The following is a 17,780-nucleotide window of genomic DNA, read 5'->3' on the forward strand; positions in this document are numbered from 1 at the left end:
ACACGGCGTGACGCCCCCCACAGCGGGAACGTCGAACGGGCTGCGGGCGTTGCCGACACACGCCCGGCAGTTGCGGACGCGCTGACGCCGTAACGACGTAGAAGCTTCCGCAGAGAGACCGAGATGATGAAGCAGTTGGTGGACCAGACCGAACCGGGCACTCACACGGCACCCCCGCCCACGACCGCGGAGGTGCTGCCCGGTGACCTGATGACCAACCGTCAGCGGGCACAACTCGTCCTCGTGCTCGGTGCGTTGATCGCCATCGGGCCGTTGACCATCGACATGTACCTGCCCGCGCTGCCCGCCATCACGGCAGGGTTGCAGACCACCGAGACCGCCGTGCAGTTGACGCTGACCGGCACGCTCGTCGGCCTCGCGCTGGGCCAGCTGCTGATCGGGCCACTCTCCGATGTGGTCGGACGGCGGGTGCCGCTGCTGGCCGGGCTGGCCGCGCACATCGTGGCCTCCGTGCTGTGCGTCTTCGCGCCCACCATCGCCGTGCTCGGCGCGCTGCGCGTCCTGCAGGGGCTGGGCGTCGCGGCCGCCACCGTGGTCGCCACCGCCGTCGTCCGCGACCTGTTCAGTGGCGCGTCGTTCGCCCGGATCTTCTCCCGGCTGATGCTCGTCATGGGCCTGGCCCCCATTCTCGCGCCGACCCTGGGCAGCGGCCTGCTGAGCTGGACCGACTGGCGGGGCGTCTTCGCGGCGCTGGCGGTGTTGGGTGCGCTGCTGCTCGTCGTGGCGGCACGGCGGCTCCCGGAGACCCTCCCGGTGGCACGTCGGCGGCACGGAGGGATCGGTGCGACCCTGCGCGACTACCGGGGGCTGCTCAACGACCGGGCGTTCGTCGGGTTGGTGCTGGTCGCCGGGCTGGCGATGGCGGCTCTGTTCGCGTACGTCGCGGGGTCGTCGTTCGTGCTCCAACGGGAGTACGGCCTCGACGAGCAGCAGTTCGGCCTGGCCTTCGGGGCCGGCGCCGTCGGCCTGATCGCGGCCACCCAGTTCAACGTCCGGCTGCTGCGCCGCTACACCCCGCAGCAGATCCTGGTCAGCGCGCTCATCGCGGGGACGGCGGCCGGCCTCCTGCTCGTCATGTTCGCGGCCACCGGCTTCGGTGGCCTGGGCACCCTGCTCGCGTCGCTGTGGCTGGTCCTGGCCGCGGCGGGCCTGGCCCTGCCGAACGCTCCGGCGCTGGCCATGAGCCGGCACAGTGCGGCCGCCGGCACCGCCGCCGCGCTGCTCGGTGCCGTGCAGTTCGGTGTCGGCGCGCTCTCGGCGCCACTGGCGGGCCTGTTCGGCGCCGGGAGCGTACCGATGGCGATCGTCATCGCGGGCGGCATGGCCGCCGCGCTGATCGTCATGCTCCTCGTCGTGCCCCGCGCCGACCTCGGCGCCGTCGACCCGGAGCTGGCGGTCGCCGTGCACTAGAAATCGGGCGGGCCGGTTGCCCGGCCCGCCCGACGGTCAGCGAATCTCCGTGGTGTTGTCCTCCGGGCGCGGCTGGCCGCGCGGTGGGGCGGACCAGGGCGACTCGCCACCCACCCGGCGCGGCAACGGCTCGGTCGGTGTCGACTCGGCCGGGTAACCCAGAGTGAGCGGCGCGGTGTCGCGCTCCGCGGGGGTGTGGGACGGCCAGTCGGTGAGCGTGAAGTCGTCGTCGCGGGGGCCGGCGCCCGGCGCGGACACCGGTGCCACGGCCGGCTCGGTGGCGGGGCGCGGCCACTGCCGCCAGCGCTGCACGCTGAAGGTCGCCATCAGCAGCAGCAGGCCGATCAGGAAGAGTGTGCCGTTCTCCACGGGCAGCCGCAGCGGCAACGGATCGCCGGCCACCTTCCACTCGTGCGGGATCGCGTCCCGTACCGCGAAGGGCGCCACGAACATCCCGATGTACGGGGTGACCAGCAGCAATCCGGCCACCAGCGGACCGAGCGGCGAGAAGCGCAGCGTGGCCAGCAGGCCCAGCAGGACGCCGCCGACACCGAGGTACACGGCTGGCTCGATCAGGTTTGCGGTGTTGAACGTGCCGGTCTCCACCCAGCGGTCGACCGTCCGGCTCGACCCGTCCTGCCCCAGTGTGACGAGCACCCAGGTGATGGGCGCCACCACCAGCCCGGCGAGGAAGCTCCAGAGATGTCGCATCCGCGCACCGTACCGTTTTCGGCATGACTGAGCACCTCTCCGCCGCACCGGTCGGCAAGCCGACGTCGTACTCGCGCGTCACGCTGAGCAAGATGATGACTGCCGTGGACGTGAACCTCTACGGCACCGTGCACGGCGGGGTCCTGATGAAGTTCGTCGACGACGTGGCGGGCGCCGCCGCTGCCCGGCACAGCGGCGGAACGGCCGTGACCGCGGCGATCGACGAGATCGTCTTCTCCGAGGCGGTCCGGGTCGGTGACCTCGTGCACGCGCACGCGCAGGTGAACTGGACCGGCCAGACCTCGATGGAGGTGGGCGTGCGGGTGGTCGCCGAGCGGTGGGACTCGGCCGAGGACGCGCCGGTGCGGGTGGCCACCGCGTACCTGGTCTTCGTCGGCGTGGACGTGGGCGGGGCGCCCCGGACGGTCCGTCCGGTGTTGCCGGAGACGGCGGAGGACGAGCGCCGGTACAAGGAGGCGGAGATCCGCCGAGCGCACCGATTGGCCCGCCGGCGCGCCATTCAGGCCCACCGCGCCGGCTGACCCACATGGGGTGCCGGGTTGGAGTGTGGGACGGGCACGCGTCGGTTGGCCTACCCGGTGCGCAGAATGGCGCTTCGAGGTAGGGCAAGATGGCGCCACGGCCCAGGCACAGTGTCGTGCGAGGCCAGGGGAGGGTGGAGCAGTGGGTGACATGCTGTGGACGCCGCCGGCGGACGTACTGGAGCGGTCCCGGATCGGTGGCTACCTGCGCTGGCTGCGGGAGCGCCGCGGGTTGGACTTCGCCGACTACGACGCGCTGTGGCGCTGGTCCACCACCGACCTGGACGGGTTCTGGCGCTCGATCTGGGACCACTTCGAGGTGATCGCGCACACCCCGCCGACCGCCACCCTGGCCGAGCGGGGCATGCCCGGTGCCCGCTGGTTCCCCGGTGCCACGCTCAACTACGCGGAGAACGTGCTGCGGATGCCGGGACGTGCCGACGACGACCCGGTGGTGATCGCGCACGGGCAGACCCGCGCACCTGTCACGCTGACCGCCGGGGAGTTGCGCGAGCAGGTCCGCCGGGTGTCGGCCGGGCTGCGCCGGCTCGGCGTCACCGCCGGTGACCGGGTGGCGGCGTACGCCCCGAACATCGCCGAGACGTACGTCCTCCTGCTGGCCACCGCCAGCCTGGGCGCGATCTTCTCGTCCTGCGCGCCGGAGTTCGGCACCCGCAGCGTCACCGACCGCTGGCAGCAGATCGAGCCGACGGTCCTGGTCGCCGTGGACGGCTACCGGTACGGCGACAAGGCGGTGGACCGGCGCGCGGAGGTCGCCGCGATCCGGGCCGCCCTGCCGTCGCTGCGGCACACCGTGAGCATCGGCTACCTCGACCCCACGGGCTCCGCGCCCGAGGACGCGCTGGGCTGGGAGGAGCTGGCCGCGCCCACCGACGAGCCGTTGACGTTCACGCCGGTGCCGTTCGACCACCCGCTGTACGTGCTCTACTCCTCGGGCACCACCGGGCTGCCCAAGCCGATCGTGCACGGTCACGGCGGCATCCTGCTGGAGCACCTGAAGATGCTCGCCCTGCACCACGACCTGGGTCCCGCCGACCGGTTCTTCTGGTTCACCACCACCGGCTGGATGATGTGGAACTTCCTGGTCTCCGGCCCGGCGGTGGGCGCGACGATCGTGCTCTTCGACGGCAACCCGGCGGTCCGGGCGGAGCCCGGCCGGCCGGCTGAGCCCGACCTCGGTGGGCTGTGGCGGCTGGCGGCGGAGACCGGCACCACGTACTTCGGCACGTCGGCGCCCTTCCTGCTGGCCTGCCGCAAGGCTCAGTTGGTGCCCCGCGAGGTCGCCGACCTGTCCGCGCTGCGCGGCGTCGGCTCGACCGGTGCGCCGCTGCCCGCCGAGGGCTTCCACTGGGTGTACGAGACGGTGAGCGAACGGGTGCAGCTCCAGTCGCTCTCCGGCGGCACCGACGTGTGCACCGGCTTCGTGGGCGGGGTGCCGCTGCTGCCGGTGTACGCGGGCGAGATCGCCTGCCGGGCGTTGGGCGCCAAGGTGGAGGCCCGTTCGTCCGACGGCACCCCGGTGCTCGGCGAGCTGGGCGAGCTGGTGATCACCGAGCCGATGCCGAGCATGCCTGTGGGTTTCTGGAACGACCCGGACGGCGTCCGTTACTCCGAGGCGTACTTCGACGTCTACCCGGGCGTCTGGCGGCACGGGGACTGGATCACGATCAACGAGCGGGGAGGTTGCGTGATCACCGGCCGCTCCGACGCCACCCTCAACCGGGGCGGGGTGCGGCTGGGTACCGCCGAGTTCTACTCCGTGGTCGAAGGGCTCGACGAGGTGCTCGACTCGGTCGTCGTGCACCTGGAGGACGACGAGGGCGGCGCCGGTGAGTTGCTGCTCTTCGTGGTGCTGGCCGAGGGCCTGGACCTGGACGACGACCTGCGGAAGAAGATCTGCCGCGAGCTGCGTACCGCCCTGTCGCCCAGGCACGTGCCCGACGAGATCCACCAGGTACGCGCGGTGCCCCGCACCCTGTCGGCGAAGAAGCTGGAGGTCCCGGTCAAGAAGATCCTCACCGGCACCCCGGTCGACCAGGCCGCAGCCAGGGGCGCCCTGGCCAACCCCGAATCCCTGACGGCCTTCGCCGTCCTGGCCCAACGCAGAGCGACGGACAGCGCTCCCGCCTGAGAGCTCCCGCGCGGCGGCTCACTCGGTCACGGACCCGCGGCGAGGGCCAGGCCGAGTGGCCAGGCCGAGTGGCCAGGCCGAGGGCTAGGCCGAGTGCCGACGGCCCCTTTGCTCTGCTTCAACCGGCGCAACAGTTTCGGCCTCTCATTGTTGCGTCCGTTGAAGCAGAGCAAAGGGCGCGGTCAGACCCATCGGGTGGCTCTCGGTGCCGCCGGACGCCCACGCTCCGCCGAGCGACTCATCGCCCTGGCGGGCACGGCTCGTGGGTCACGGGAGCTCGTGGGTCACGGGAGGGTGTGGGTGACCTTTTCGGTGGTCACACGGGCGGCCAGGCGCGCTGGGTCCGAGTTGGCGCAGAGGACCACTGTGGCGGCCCGGGTCAGCGGGGCCAGCAGCCAGTCCACCGGGTCCGGGTAACGGGCGGCGTCGACGAGGACCCGGGCACCGGCCTGGATGCCCAGCTCGGTGGCGCGGTCCTCGGCACGGGCCAGCAGATGCTCGTCGGTGGGTCCCGGTCCCGGCTGCGGGTGGAAGTGGTCGCCGTGCCGGCGTACCTCGACCACGTAGTCGGCGAACCCGGGCGGCACCTGCCGGAGCGGGGCGGCCAGTGGAGCCAGCCCGAGGGCGTACCGCTCGTCGGCCGACCAGGACTGTGCCTCGTCGAGCCGGTCGGCGGCGGCGAAGAGCACGTCGACGTCGCCCGGGTTGTCGATGACGCTCAGCTTGGCCGACCAGCAGCCCAGCAGCACCGCCGCGGTCTGCCAGTGGGGCGGCAGCAGCATCCCGGCCGGAGTGCCCGGGGCGACGCCGACCTCGTCGACGAGCAGGTTGGCGGTCTTCGCCACCCAGTTCGCCAGGGTGGCACCGGATAGTTCGGTGCGGTCACCACTGGCATCGTCGTACCAGGTGAGGAGCGGTCGGGTCGGGTCGGTCGCGATCGCGTCGGCGAACACCCGGGCAATGTTGTCGGCCATCGGCGCGAACGATACGCCCCTGTGGGCCGTACTCGAAGACGATGACAACTCGGCATACCGTCGGGTCGCAGTCAGCGTCGGCCCCGCGCTCCGGCGTAGGCTTGACCCCCGGAGTGTTGTTCCCCACAGACCCGCCAGTGCAAGGAGTCGCCCCGTGACCGCCGGTCGCCCGCCCCGCGTGCTCATCGACGCCACGAGTGTCCCCGCCGACCGTGGTGGCGTCGGTCGATACGTCGATGGCCTGCTCGGTGCCCTTGGCAAGGTGTGCGGGTCGGGGGTGGAGCTGGCGGTGGTCAGCCTCCGCACCGACCTGGAGCGTTACACCCGGATGCTGCCCGGCGCGGAGATCATCCCAGCTCCGGCCGCCGTGGCGCATCGCCCGGCCCGGCTCGCGTGGGAGCAGACCGGCCTGCCGCTGCTCGCCCAGCAGGTGAGCGCCGACGTGCTGCACTCGCCCTTCTACACCTGCCCGCTGCGGGCCGGGTGCCCGGTCACCGTCACCGTGCACGACGCGACGTTCTTCACCGAGCCGGAGCACTACGACAAGTCCCGCCGCACGTTCTTCCGCAGCGCCATCAAGACGTCGCTGCGCCGCGCAAACCGGGTGATCGTGCCCAGCAAGGCCACCCGGGACGAGCTGATCCGGCTGCTCGACGCCGATCCGACGCGGATCGACGTGGCCTACCACGGTGTCGACCAGGCGGCCTTCCACGCCCCCACCGAGGAGGAGAAGGCCCGCGTCCGCGCCCGGCTGGGGCTGGGCAACAGCAGCTACGTCGCCTTCCTCGGCGCCAAGGAGCCGCGGAAGAACGTGCCCAACCTGATCCGTGGTTGGGCCCGCGCGGTGTCCGACCGGGCCGAGCCGCCGGCCCTGGTGATCGCCGGTGGGCAGGGGCACGACGACGACATCGACCGGGCGGTGGCCGAGGTCCCGTCGCACCTGCGCCTGCTGCGCCCCGGCTACCTGCGCTACGCCGACCTGCCCGGCTTCCTCGGTGGCGCACTGGTCGCCGCCTATCCGTCCTACGGCGAGGGGTTCGGGCTGCCGATCCTGGAGGCCATGGCGTGCGCCGCCCCGGTGCTGACCACGCCCCGGCTCTCGCTGCCCGAGGTGGGCGGTGACGCGGTCGCGTACACCTCGGAGGACGCGGAGCAGATCGGCATCGACCTGGCCGCGCTGCTCGACGACGAACAGCGGCGGCTGTCCCTGGCCAAGGCGGGTTTCGACCGGGCCAAGGAGTTCACCTGGGAGTCCAGCGCCGAGGTGCACATCGCCGCCTGGAGTCGCGCCCGCTCCTGAGCCCGGGTGCCTGGTGGTGACCCGTGCCACTGCCAGCAGGTACGTCGGGCATGATGTGCGGATGCTTTATGCGGTAATTCCGGCAGGTGGCAGCGGCACGAGACTCTGGCCGTTGTCCCGCGCCGGCCACCCCAAGTTCCTCCACCCGCTGACCGGCACCAGTTCCTCGCTGCTCCAGGCGACCGTGGAGCGGCTCGCGCCGCTGACCACACCGGATCGGACCCTGGTGGTCACCGGTGCCGCGCACGTCGCGGCGGTGGCTCGGCAGCTGACCGGTCTGCCGGAGGAGAACATCCTGGTCGAGCCCTCCCCTCGGGATTCCTGCGCGGCGATCGCGCTGGCCGCCGCGGTGATCGCGGCGCGCGACCCGGACGCGGTGATGGGCAGCTTCGCGGCGGACCACCTGATCGGCGACCCGGGAAGCTGGGTGCGCACGGTCCAGGAGGCGGTCCGGGGGGCCGAGCAGGGGATGCTGATGACGGTCGGGATCACCCCGACCCGTCCGGAAACCGGCTACGGCTACCTGGAGACCGGCGAGGAGACCGACGGCGCTCCGTGGCGGCCGGTGACCGAGTTCAAGGAGAAGCCGGGCGCGGAGGTCGCCGAGGCGTACGTCCGCTCCGGCCGGCACCTGTGGAACGCGAGCATGTTCGTGTGGCGGGTGGATGTCTTCCTCGCCGAGCTGGCCCGCCAGCAGCCGGCGTTGCACGCGGGCGTCGCCGCGATCGCCGCCGCCTGGGGCACCCCCGAGCAGGACGAGGTGCTCGGCGCGATCTGGCCGACCCTGCCGAAGATCTCCGTGGACTACGCGGTGATGGAGGGCGCGGCCACCGCGGGTCGGGTCGCGACCGTCCCGGGCGACTTCGGCTGGAACGACGTCGGCGACTTCCACACCCTGGGTGAGGTGCTGCCGGCCGACGAGGCGGGCAACGTGGTGCTCGGCACCGACGCCAAGCCCGGGGTGCTCCTGCGGGACAGCACCAACCTGGTGGTGGTGCCGCAGTCCGGTCGGTTGGTGGCCGTCCTCGGGCTGCGCGACCTGATCGTGGTGGACACCCCGGACGCGGTGCTGGTGTGCCCGCGTGACCAGGCCCAGGGCGTCAAGGCCCTGGTCGACGAGCTCAAGGCGCGCGGCGAAGAGGGCTACGTCTGAGGGCCGCCAGGGCCGGTGCGAGCAGTTGCACGGTCCCGCCGGCCAGCGGCTCGGGCAGCTGGTCCGGCGGAAACCAGCCCAACTGCTCGGCCTCGTCGCTGACCTGCTCCACCGCGCCGGGCGGCGCGACCACGGCGAACCGGACGTCGAAGTGGCGTGAGCCGCCCTGGCAGAGCACCTCATGCACGTCGACGTCGATCGGCACCGGGTCGATGCGCAGGTCGGCGATGCCGGACTCCTCGGTGGCCTCGCGGAGCGCGGCGGCGACCAGGGTCTGGTCGATCGGCTCGCAGTGCCCACCGAGCTGCACCCAACGCCCGAACTTGACGTGCAGGCAGAGCAGCACCCGCGAGCCGGTGGCGTCCAGCACCAGCGCGCTCGCGGTGACGTGCCCGGGTCGGTGCGGCCGGCTCATCGCGATCGGGCCGGCGTCGAGCAACGTGAGGGTGCGGTCCCTCGCGGTGGCCGCCCCCGGGCTGGTGGGCTGCCAGCCTTCGAGCAGCGCGGTGGCGTCGGCGTGCAGCGCCGCGTACGCCTCGGGGTCGGTCGGGTGGTCGGTGATCGCGGTGTCGGGCACCCCGCCACTGTACGAGCGGGCGCTCCGTACGCTGGCGCGGTGACCCTGCGACTCGTCGAATTCGTGGTGGCCGGCAACGAGGCCAGCGATCTGCTGCCGGTGCGGTCGACGGCGCTGCTGCGCGCGTACGGCGCCCGGCGGGGCTTCTGGACCGTGCTGGACGAGGGGCCGGTCGAGCGCTGCCTGGCGTTGCTGCTGGAACGCGAGGACGGCGAGTGGACGGCCCGGCACGTGCTGGCCGACGCCGGCGCGGAGAACGGGCGGACCGAGGATGGCGAGGCGCTCGCCCACCACGACGGCTGGGTGTACGTCTTCGGCTCCCACTTCGGCTCGAAGGCTGGCCCGCTGCGGCCCCGACGCGCCTTCGTGGCCCGCTTCCGGGAGGACGACGCGGCGACCGGGCTGGTGCCGGTGCACGTGGTGCGCAATTCGTTCCGGCTGCACCGGGCGGTGAACGACGCTCTCGCCGGATCGCCGTTGACCCTGTTGCCGCCCGGGGACCGGGTGCGGGCGCGGTTCATCGTGGAGACGCTGGCGCGGGGGACCGCGCGGGAGAAGCGCTGGGTGAGTCGGCTGGCCCCGGGCGACCTGCCGCTGAACGTGGAGGCGGCCGCCTTCACCCCGGCCGGGACGGTCCTGCTCGGGCTGCGGTTCCCGGTCACCGACGCCGGTGAGCCGATCCTGGTGGAGATCGCCGGTGTGCCGGCCATGTTCGCGGCGGAGCCGGCGTGGCCGGGGGCGTTGCGCGCGTACACGTTGACCGGGGTCACCCCGCCGGGAAAGCTGACCGGGTTCCGCGCGATCACCCCGACGACGGACGGCGGGTACGCGGCGGTGATCGGCTCGATCGACGCGCTGGGCAAGGGGTCGGTGCTGCTCGACGACCATCCGGGCGGCGGTGACGTCACGTCTCGGCACGTCCGCTTCCGACTCCCGGCCGCTGGGTCGGCCGACGCGTCCCGGCTGGTCGGGGAGCCGGTGCGGGACCTGGCGCCGTTCCACCACGTGGAGGGGCTGGCCGAGGTGGACGGGCGACAGTTCTACGTCACCGACGAGGATCACCGGGTCGCGCTCTGGGTTGGTTGAGCCGAGCGCGCGATGCGGCGAGGCTGGGTGACCGGACGGCACCTCTGCGGAGCAAGGGCCGCAGACCCTCGTGGTGCCGCCCGATCAGGGGCCTCCCCAGACCCGGTGCCCTGGGGCCGGCGCATCGAGGACGCACCGGCACGGTGTTCGGGCACTGGAAGCATGTCGAACCGCTCCGGCGACGTCGAGGTTTTTCAACCCAGGCTTAAAGATGGAGATTAGTGCCGTCCGGGTAGAGTCAAACGGTCACCCGGCATCCCCCTGCTGGCGACACTGGAGCGCTCCATGCTGAAGATCCACTTTTCCGGGGAGGACATCCTCCGGACTCGGGTGGCGCCGGCGGCGGACCCGGTCTGGGAGCTGGTCCTCAGCCTGCACGCGTTGCAGAGCCGCAACCGCGACCCGTTGACGGCACACTGGCGGCGCACCGTATCCCGAGGGCTGCGTCACGACGCCGCCTCCGACCAACTCCGGTTGCTCTTCGCGTTGAGCCCGCCGCGCGGCTACTTCCCGGACTTCCTCACCCCGTACGCCAGCGTCGACGGCTTCGAAGCCGGGCTGGACGCGCTCCGCAGCACCCCGATCGGGATGCTGCAACGGGACCTGAGCGTGCTCGCCACCGAGAACCAGCTGCCGCCCTCGGCCGCCGCGCTGGCCCGGGGCGAGGTGGAGGTGCTGCACCACCTCGCCGACTCGATGGTTCAGTACCGGTCGTTGGCGATCAACCCGTACTGGAGTCGCATCCAGTCGGCGGTCGCGGCGGACCGGGCGCACCGAGCCAGGGCGCTGCTCGACGGCGGCATCGAGGGCCTGCTCACCAGCCTCCGGCCGGCCATGCGCTGGGACGGCGGGGTGCTTGAGGTCCGCAACTACCCACACAGCCGGGAGCTGCACCTGGACGGTCGAGGGCTGCTGCTGGTGCCGTCGTTCTTCTGTGCGGACACGCCTGTCGCCCTGCTCGATCCGGCCCTGCCGCCGGTGCTCGTCTACCGGGTGGACCGGTTGGGTGGGCTGGCGTCGGCCGACGGCACCGGGGCGGTCCGGTCCGCCGCCGCCCGTGAATCACTCGCCGCGCTGCTCGGCCGCACCAGGGCGGCCGTGTTGCAGGCCAGCGACGAGGGCTGCACCACCGGCGAGGTCGCCCGCCGGCTCAACATCTCACCGGCGGCGGCGAGCCAACACGCCACGGTGCTGCGCAACGCCGGCCTGCTGGTCAGCCATCGGGACCGCAACAGCGTGCTGCACACGTTGACCCCGCTCGGCCGGGCCATGCTCGACGCCTGATCCCGCCACCGCGCGAGCGCGCCGGGCCGCCTGGACGGGCGACCCGGCTGTCGCTCAGGACGCGAGCGCTCCGTGCGCCGGGCCGCCTGGACGGGCGACCCGGCTGTCGCTCAGAGCGCGAGCGCGGCGCTCGCCGGGCTGCCGGGCGGCGGTGGCAACAGGGTCGACCCGACGCCCTGGGCAGCCAGGGCTACGCGCAGTCGGTGCAGGTCGGCACCGAAGCGAACCAGGCCGATCGGGTCGACGGGGGTCGGGGCCGAGCCGAGCAGCAGGTCGGCCCCGTCCGGCCAGCCGGGCATCTCGGCGACCAGCCCGGCGCGTACCTCGGCCTCGTCGACAAGCGTGAAGACCGTGCCGGGGGCGACCACCCCGGCGACCGCGTCGATCGCCCGTCGTACCGCGGTCAGGTCGGCCGGCGTCGGACCGGGACCATCGGCCAGGGTGGCGGCGTCGGTGAGCCCGGCGGCGCGGGCTTCGGCGGTGCCGAGCGCGAAGAGGTCCTGTGCCGCGTCGCGGACCAGCGCCCGCGCGCCACCGGCGTCGTCCGGGGTGGTGGCGGCGAGGTAGCCCCGCACGACCGCGACGGGGACCTGGTCGCACTTGCCCTTGATCAGCTCGCCGGCCCCGGCCAGCTCGTCCACCACGGCCATCTGGGTCAACTGAAGCTCGTTGCCGTACGGATCCACCTCGCCCCGGTGGTCGCGGATCGCCGGCATTCCGGCCACACCCAGCGCCACGTCGGTGAGCCCGTTGCGCCAGGGCCGGCCCATCGTGTCGCTGATGATCACGGCCACGTCCAGGTCGTAGCGCTCCCGCAGCGCGTCACGGAGTGCCCGTGCCGACGCGTCCGGGTCGACCGGCAGCAGCACCAGTTGGGTCTTGTCGACGTTCGACGCGTCGATCCCCGCCGAGGCCATCACGAAACCGTGCTGGGTCTGCACGATCCGGGTCGGCCCCCGGCTGGCGACCACCCGGGCGGTCTCAGCGGCCAGGATCTCGTCCCGTGCGACCAGCCGCTCGGGACCGTCCGCCGGGACGTCGACCAGCCGTCCCTCCGACTTCGAGACGATCTTGCTGGTCACCACGAGCACGTCCCCGTTACGCAGCCACGGCGCCGCGGTGGCGATCATCGCCGCCAGGTCGTCACCCTCGGTCACGTGGCCGATGCCGAGCACCGGCAGGATCTCCAGCCTCACGTCAACTCCACCGCGGCGCGGACCATGGCCACGGTCGCCGCCTCGTCGGTCATCCGCAGCGGCATCGCGCGGACCGTCACTCCCGGCACCACCGTGCCGGCGTCCTCGTCGGCCACCAACCAGCCATCCAGCAGGCCGCCGTCCGACCGGCCCCCGTAGAGGCGGCCCACCCCGGCGGCGCTGCACTCGGCACCCAGCACAGCGAGACAGCGGTCGGCCATCCCCCGCACCGGAGCACCGCCGATGATCGGCGAAACACCCACCACCGGCGCCGGGCCGTCCGCCACTGCCTCCCGCAGCCCCGGTACGGCCAGCACCGGCGCGACGCTCACCACCGGGTTGCTGGGGGCGACCAACACCAGGTCGGCCGACCCGATGGCGTCCAGCACCCCGGGTGCCGGCTTCGCCGTCTCCGCACCGACGAAGACGAAGCGATGGGTACGGATGTCGGCCCGGTGTCGTACCCACCACTCCTGGAAGTGGATCGCCCGCTGCCCCTGCTCGTCCTCCACGGCGTTGGCGCTGTTCGCGAGTGCGGGGCTCGCAAGCTCACTCCTCCCGCTCACGACAGCGTGGGTTTCCAGGCGGTCGTCGGTCGCCGGCAGCAGACGTACGCCCGGCTGCCAACGGGTGGACAGCGCCTCGGTGACCGCGCTCAACGGGTAACCGCCGTTGAGCATGGTGGTGCGCACCAGGTGGGTGGCGATGTCCTTGTCGCCGAGGCCGAACCAGTCCGGCTGTGCCCCGTACGCGGCCAGCTCGCCCTTGACCGTCCAACTCTCACCGACCCGACCCCAGCCCCGCTCCGGGTCCGCGCCACCGCCGAGGGTGTACATGACGCTGTCCAGGTCGGGGCAGATCTTCAACCCGTGCAGCCACAGGTCGTCGCCGACGTTGATCACGGCGGTCACCTCCGCGCCGACTTCGCGGGCGTACGCCCGGACGCCGAGCAGGAACCGGGCGCCGCCGATGCCGCCGGCCAGAACCACGATGTGCATGACGACCATCCTCGCGCACGTGATGCCTTCGATCCGCCGGTGGCCCTCGAGACTAGGCTCACGTGCGCCCTGTCCGTTCCTGCCCCGAGGGGGAGCTAGTGACCAGCCCCGCCGAGCCCGCGTCCGCCGACGCGGCACAGGCCCGTCAGCTGACCAAGCCGCTACGCGAACTCGCCGCGCTCGCGTTGCTCGGCGCCAACGCCGTGCTCCTCTTCGTGGCTCTGCTCCGGTTGATCACCCCGGGCGGCTCCTTCACCGACCGTGCGGGCGACGCCTTCGGCGCGTTCGTCGGGCTGGTGGCGGTGGGCCTCCCGTTGCTGGCCGTGCTGCTGGCCACGCACATCTCGCCGGTGGCGCCGAAGGCCAAGCTGATCACGCAGGTTGCCCTCGGCGAGTACGCGGCCAGCGCGGTGATCGGCACGCTGACCATGCTGATCTCGACGGTGGGCCGTTTGGCCGACACCAGGGTGCTCGACGCGCTCCTCGGTGTGCTCACCCAGATCGCCTGGATGGCGATCTTCGCGGTCGCCGCCTGGGTGGTCTACACCATCTGGCGCGCCCACTACTACGTACCGCGGCCCAAGCCGCAGCCCGGTGTCTACGGCCAGCCGCAGCCAGGCTGGCCGCAGCAGCAGGGCGGCTGGCCGACCCCGGGGCAGCCCGGTGGTCAGCCGCAGGGCGGCTGGCCTGCTCCCGGCCAGCCCGGCGGTTACCCGGCGGATCAGTACGGCGGCCAGTACGCCCAGCCGTCCCCGCCGTTCCAGGCCCCGCAGTCGGCCCCGCCGCACCCGCAGTCGGCCCCGCCGCACCCGCAGTCGGCCCCGCCGCACCCGCAGTCGGCCCCGCCGTTTCCGCAGTCCGCGCCGCCGGCCCACCCTGCCCCGCAGTCCGCACCGCCCGCGTCGCCCGCGTCGCCGTTCGGGCAGCCGCCGTTCGGGCAGCCGCCGTCGGCCGATCCGACGCAGGCCATTCCGCGCCAGTCCGTCGAGCCGCCGTCGGCCGATCCGACGCAGGCCATTCCGCGCCAGTCTGTCGACCCGGCGTCCGCCGACCCGACCCAGGCCATTCCCCGCCGGTCCGTCGACCCGGCGTCCGCCGACCAGACCCAGGCGGTTGCCCGCCCGGTCGATCCGGACGCCGACCGCACCCAGCAGATCAAGCCCGGTGAGCATCCGGACCAGCCCCGCTGAGCCTGCTCCGGCAACGGTTCGCTGCGCACCTGGCGCCCTCGGCGAGGTGTTCGGGTTCGCCTTTGCTCTGCTTCAACGGAGGCACCACCCGGTGTCCGGATATCGGACGCGACCTGGTGCGTGGGTTGAAGCAGAGCAAAGGTGGCGAGACAGGTGCCGGCCGCCCCGCCCACTTCGGGTCACGCGGTCGGGCGTTCGGGAGCGGGAGCGGGAGCGGGAGCGGGAGCGGGAGCGGTGCCGCGGTGCCCTTTCCCACGGTGCGGGCCGGGACTGGCAGGGCCGGCTCGCGCTGCGCATAGGCTGAGCGGATGGTTGATCGCACCCAATCCGGCCCGAGTGACGCTAGCGTGCGGCGAGCCCTGGGCCGGGCCGCGACCGGGCGGGCGCTTGACGTCGACGAGGCGACCGCCCTGCTGTCGGCCCGTGGGGACGCCCTCGACGAGCTGCTCCGGGTGGCCGGTGGCATCCGCGACGCCGGGCTGCGTGACGCTGGGCGGCCGGGCGTGGTCACGTACTCGAAGAAGGTCTTCATCCCGTTGACCCGGCTGTGCCGGGACCGCTGTCACTACTGCACGTTCGCCACCGTGCCACACCGGCTGCCGGCGCCGTTCCTGGACCGCGACGAGGTGCTCGCCATCGCGCGGGCCGGCGCCGCCCAGGGTTGCAAGGAGGCCCTCTTCACGCTCGGTGACCGGCCGGAGGAGCGCTGGCCGGCGGCCCGGAGCTGGCTCGACGAGCGCGGCTACGACTCCACACTTGACTACCTGCGGGCCTGCGCGGTGGCCGTGTTGGAGGAGACGGGCCTGCTGCCGCACCTCAACCCGGGCGTGCTGTCCTGGTCGGAGCTGCAACGGCTCAAGCCGGTCGCCCCGAGCATGGGCATGATGTTGGAGACGACCGCGACCCGGCTCTGGTCCGAGCCGGGCGGTCCGCACTTCGGCTCACCGGACAAGGAGCCGGCGGTCCGGCTCCGGGTGCTCGACGACGCCGGCCGGGTCGGGGTGCCGTTCACCACCGGCATCCTGATCGGCATCGGGGAGACGCCGGCCGAACGGGTCGACGCGCTCTTCGCGATCCGCCGCGCCCACCGGGAGTACGGCCACCTCCAGGAGGTGATCGTGCAGAACTTCCGGGCCAAGCCGGACACGGCGATGCGTGGCATGCCCGACGCGGAGCTGCACGACCTGGCCGCCACGGTGGCGGTGGCCCGGCTGCTGCTCGGCCCGAAGGCCCGGATCCAGGCTCCGCCGAACCTCATCGCCGGTGAGTACGACCTGCTGCTGCGCGCCGGCATCGACGACTGGGGTGGTGTCTCGCCGCTCACCCCCGACCACGTCAACCCGGAACGCCCGTGGCCGCAGATCGAGGAGCTGGCCCGACACACCGAGCTGGCCGGGTTCACGCTGCGGGAGCGGCTGACGATCTACCCGGAGTACGTGCGCGCCGGTGACCCGTGGCTCGACCCGCGGTTGCTGCCGCACGTCGACGCGCTCGCCGATCCGACGACCGGCATGGCGGTCGAATCGGCCCTGCCGCACGGCCACCCTTGGCAGGAGCCGGAGGAGGTGTTCGGCGGGCGGGTCGACCTGCACGCCACCATCGACACCACCGGCCGCACCGACGACCGGCGCGGTGACTTCGACAGCGTCTACGGCGACTGGTCCGAGGTCGCCGGAAAGGTCACCCCGGAGGCGGCGGCGCGGCGTGCGGGCGTACCCCCGGTGACGGCCGGGAGCGGCGCGGACCGTGACCTGGCGGCGGGGCTCAAGCTCGCCGCCGACGACCCGGCGGCGCTGCTCGACCCTCGGCACACCGACGCCGCGCTGGCGCTGTTCGGGGCGGACGGGCCGGCGCTCGACGCGTTGTGCCGGCTCGCCGACGACGTCCGGCGTGACGCCGTCGGCGACGACGTCACCTACGTGGTCAACCGCAACATCAACTTCAGCAACGTCTGCTACGTGGGCTGCCGGTTCTGTGCTTTTGCCCAGCGTGAGCGGGACGCGGACGCGTACCGGCTCTCCGTCGACCAGGTCGCCGACCGGGCCGAGCAGGCGTGGGCGGCCGGGGCCAGCGAGGTGTGCCTCCAGGGCGGCATCGACCCGAAGATGCCGGTCACCGGGTACGCCGACATCGTGCGCGCCATTAAGGCCCGCGTGCCGGACATGCACGTGCACGCGTTCTCGCCCATGGAGATCGTCACCGCCGCCGCGAAGGCGGGCGTGCCGGTGCGCGACTGGTTGACGCAGCTGCGCGAGGCCGGGCTGGACACCATCCCCGGCACCGCCGCGGAGATCCTCGACGACGACGTGCGCTGGGTGTTGACCAAGGGCAAACTCCCGGCGGCCGCCTGGGTCGACGTGGTCAGCACCGCCCACGAGCTGGGCATCCGGTCCAGCTCCACAATGATGTACGGCCACGTCGACCACCCCGGGCAGTGGCTGGCGCACTTCCGGGTGCTGGCCGGCGTACAGGACCGCACCGGCGGGTTCACCGAGTTCGTGGCCCTGCCGTTCGTGCACACAAATGCTCCGATCTATCTGGCGGGAATCGCCCGACCGGGGCCGACCTGGCGGGAGAACCGGGTGGTGCACGCCATGTCCCGGTTGCTGCTACACGGGCGGATCGACAACATCCAGTGCTCCTGGGTGAAGCTCGGTGACGAGGGCACCGTCGCGATGCTCCAGGGTGGATGCAACGACCTCGGCGGCACGTTGATGGAGGAGACGATCTCGCGGATGGCCGGCTCCGACAACGGGTCCGCGCGTACCGAGGAGCAGTTGCGGGCCATCGCGACGGCAGCCGGCCGGCCGGCGCGCAAGCGGTCGACTGCGTACGGTCACGCCCGACCCTGACGTCGAACCTTTCCCCGCCGCCGGCCGTACCACGCTCCATGACCAGTGATCAGCGGAAGCGGCAGTGGCCGCGACTGACCCGCCGGCAGACGTTGACCGCCGCGGCCACCGCGACCCTCGGCGCCGCCGCGCTCACCGTGCCGGGCCTGTCGGCCGCGCAGAACGCCCCCGGTGCGGCTGGCCGTGCCGACGAGCCGATCGTCGTACACCTGCGCGATGCCGCCTCCGGAACGATGGACGTCTTCGTCGGTGAGACGCGGATCGAGGTACGCGACCGCGGCCTGGCGGACCGGCTGCGGCGCGCCGCCCGGCGCTGACCCGGCACTCCGCACTG

15 protein-coding genes are annotated in these 17,780 nt (G+C 72.8%); 10 read left to right on the top strand and 5 right to left on the bottom strand.

Annotated elements, in window-relative coordinates:
* The first annotated feature begins 210 nt into the window (after positions 1–210).
* Positions 211–1,431: a multidrug effflux MFS transporter gene (locus AB0C25_RS03040; protein ID WP_357369058.1), complete on the top strand. Its 1,221-nt coding sequence runs from the start codon at positions 211–213 to the stop codon at positions 1,429–1,431.
* A 36-nt stretch (positions 1,432–1,467) separates the two neighbouring features.
* Here the strand turns inward: AB0C25_RS03040 and AB0C25_RS03045 are convergent, their stop codons facing one another.
* Positions 1,468–2,142 carry a hypothetical protein gene (locus AB0C25_RS03045; RefSeq protein ID WP_357368926.1) on the bottom strand — a complete coding sequence of 225 codons (675 nt, stop codon included), beginning with the start codon at positions 2,140–2,142 and terminating at the stop codon, positions 1,468–1,470.
* A 23-nt stretch (positions 2,143–2,165) separates the two neighbouring features.
* On the opposite strand from AB0C25_RS03045, the gene AB0C25_RS03050 reads away from it, so the two are divergent.
* Positions 2,166–2,684 carry a hotdog domain-containing protein gene (locus AB0C25_RS03050; protein WP_357368928.1) on the top strand — a complete coding sequence of 173 codons (519 nt, stop codon included), beginning with the start codon at positions 2,166–2,168 and terminating at the stop codon, positions 2,682–2,684.
* 142 nt (positions 2,685–2,826) lie between these two features.
* Positions 2,827–4,836: an acetoacetate--CoA ligase gene (locus AB0C25_RS03055; protein WP_357368930.1), complete on the top strand. Its 2,010-nt coding sequence runs from the start codon at positions 2,827–2,829 to the stop codon at positions 4,834–4,836.
* A 284-nt stretch (positions 4,837–5,120) separates the two neighbouring features.
* On the opposite strand, the gene AB0C25_RS03060 is transcribed toward AB0C25_RS03055, so the two are convergent.
* Positions 5,121–5,810: a TIGR03089 family protein gene (locus AB0C25_RS03060; RefSeq protein ID WP_357368932.1), complete on the bottom strand. Its 690-nt coding sequence runs from the start codon at positions 5,808–5,810 to the stop codon at positions 5,121–5,123.
* Positions 5,811–5,964: 154 nt separating this feature from the next.
* On the opposite strand from AB0C25_RS03060, the gene AB0C25_RS03065 reads away from it, so the two are divergent.
* Together AB0C25_RS03065 and AB0C25_RS03070 are read left to right on the top strand one after the other, a co-directional pair.
* On the top strand, positions 5,965–7,110 hold the full coding sequence (locus tag AB0C25_RS03065; RefSeq protein ID WP_357368934.1) for a glycosyltransferase family 1 protein: 1,146 nt from the start codon (positions 5,965–5,967) through the stop codon (positions 7,108–7,110).
* A gap of 61 nt (positions 7,111–7,171) precedes the next feature.
* On the top strand, positions 7,172–8,263 hold the full coding sequence (locus AB0C25_RS03070; protein WP_357368936.1) for a sugar phosphate nucleotidyltransferase: 1,092 nt from the start codon (positions 7,172–7,174) through the stop codon (positions 8,261–8,263).
* On the opposite strand, the gene AB0C25_RS03075 is transcribed toward AB0C25_RS03070, so the two are convergent.
* Complete coding sequence (locus tag AB0C25_RS03075; RefSeq protein ID WP_357368938.1) at positions 8,232–8,840, bottom strand: NUDIX hydrolase; 609 nt, start codon at positions 8,838–8,840, stop codon at positions 8,232–8,234. The genes AB0C25_RS03070 and AB0C25_RS03075 overlap by 32 nt on opposite strands.
* A gap of 39 nt (positions 8,841–8,879) precedes the next feature.
* On the opposite strand from AB0C25_RS03075, the gene AB0C25_RS03080 reads away from it, so the two are divergent.
* Both AB0C25_RS03080 and AB0C25_RS03085 read left to right on the top strand, forming a co-directional pair.
* Positions 8,880–9,926 carry a hypothetical protein gene (locus AB0C25_RS03080; RefSeq protein ID WP_357368940.1) on the top strand — a complete coding sequence of 349 codons (1,047 nt, stop codon included), beginning with the start codon at positions 8,880–8,882 and terminating at the stop codon, positions 9,924–9,926.
* A 285-nt stretch (positions 9,927–10,211) separates the two neighbouring features.
* On the top strand, positions 10,212–11,210 hold the full coding sequence (locus tag AB0C25_RS03085; protein WP_357368942.1) for a winged helix-turn-helix domain-containing protein: 999 nt from the start codon (positions 10,212–10,214) through the stop codon (positions 11,208–11,210).
* A 110-nt stretch (positions 11,211–11,320) separates the two neighbouring features.
* On the opposite strand, the gene AB0C25_RS03090 is transcribed toward AB0C25_RS03085, so the two are convergent.
* Together AB0C25_RS03090 and cofD are read right to left on the bottom strand one after the other, a co-directional pair.
* Positions 11,321–12,406, bottom strand: a complete 1,086-nt coding sequence (locus AB0C25_RS03090) for a coenzyme F420-0:L-glutamate ligase (protein WP_357368945.1) — start codon at positions 12,404–12,406, stop codon at positions 11,321–11,323.
* Complete coding sequence (cofD, locus tag AB0C25_RS03095; protein ID WP_357368947.1) at positions 12,403–13,404, bottom strand: 2-phospho-L-lactate transferase; 1,002 nt, start codon at positions 13,402–13,404, stop codon at positions 12,403–12,405. The genes AB0C25_RS03090 and cofD overlap by 4 nt, the downstream gene beginning before the upstream one ends.
* Positions 13,405–13,502: 98 nt before the next feature.
* On the opposite strand from cofD, the gene AB0C25_RS03100 reads away from it, so the two are divergent.
* The 3 genes from AB0C25_RS03100 to AB0C25_RS03110 all read left to right on the top strand — a co-directional run bounded on the left by AB0C25_RS03100 (position 13,503) and on the right by AB0C25_RS03110 (position 17,763).
* Positions 13,503–14,594 (top strand): hypothetical protein, encoded by a 1,092-nt coding sequence (locus tag AB0C25_RS03100; protein ID WP_357368949.1) that lies wholly within the window; start codon positions 13,503–13,505, stop codon positions 14,592–14,594.
* 308 nt (positions 14,595–14,902) lie between these two features.
* Positions 14,903–17,446, top strand: coding sequence for a bifunctional FO biosynthesis protein CofGH (locus tag AB0C25_RS03105; RefSeq protein ID WP_357368951.1), 2,544 nt, complete (start codon positions 14,903–14,905; stop codon positions 17,444–17,446).
* 38 nt (positions 17,447–17,484) lie between these two features.
* Positions 17,485–17,763, top strand: a complete 279-nt coding sequence (locus AB0C25_RS03110) for a hypothetical protein (protein WP_357241910.1) — start codon at positions 17,485–17,487, stop codon at positions 17,761–17,763.
* The last annotated feature ends 17 nt before the right edge of the window (positions 17,764–17,780 follow it).

It is taken from the genome of Micromonospora sp. NPDC048839 (assembly GCF_040649915.1).
Classification (GTDB): Bacteria; Actinomycetota; Actinomycetes; order Mycobacteriales; family Micromonosporaceae; genus Micromonospora.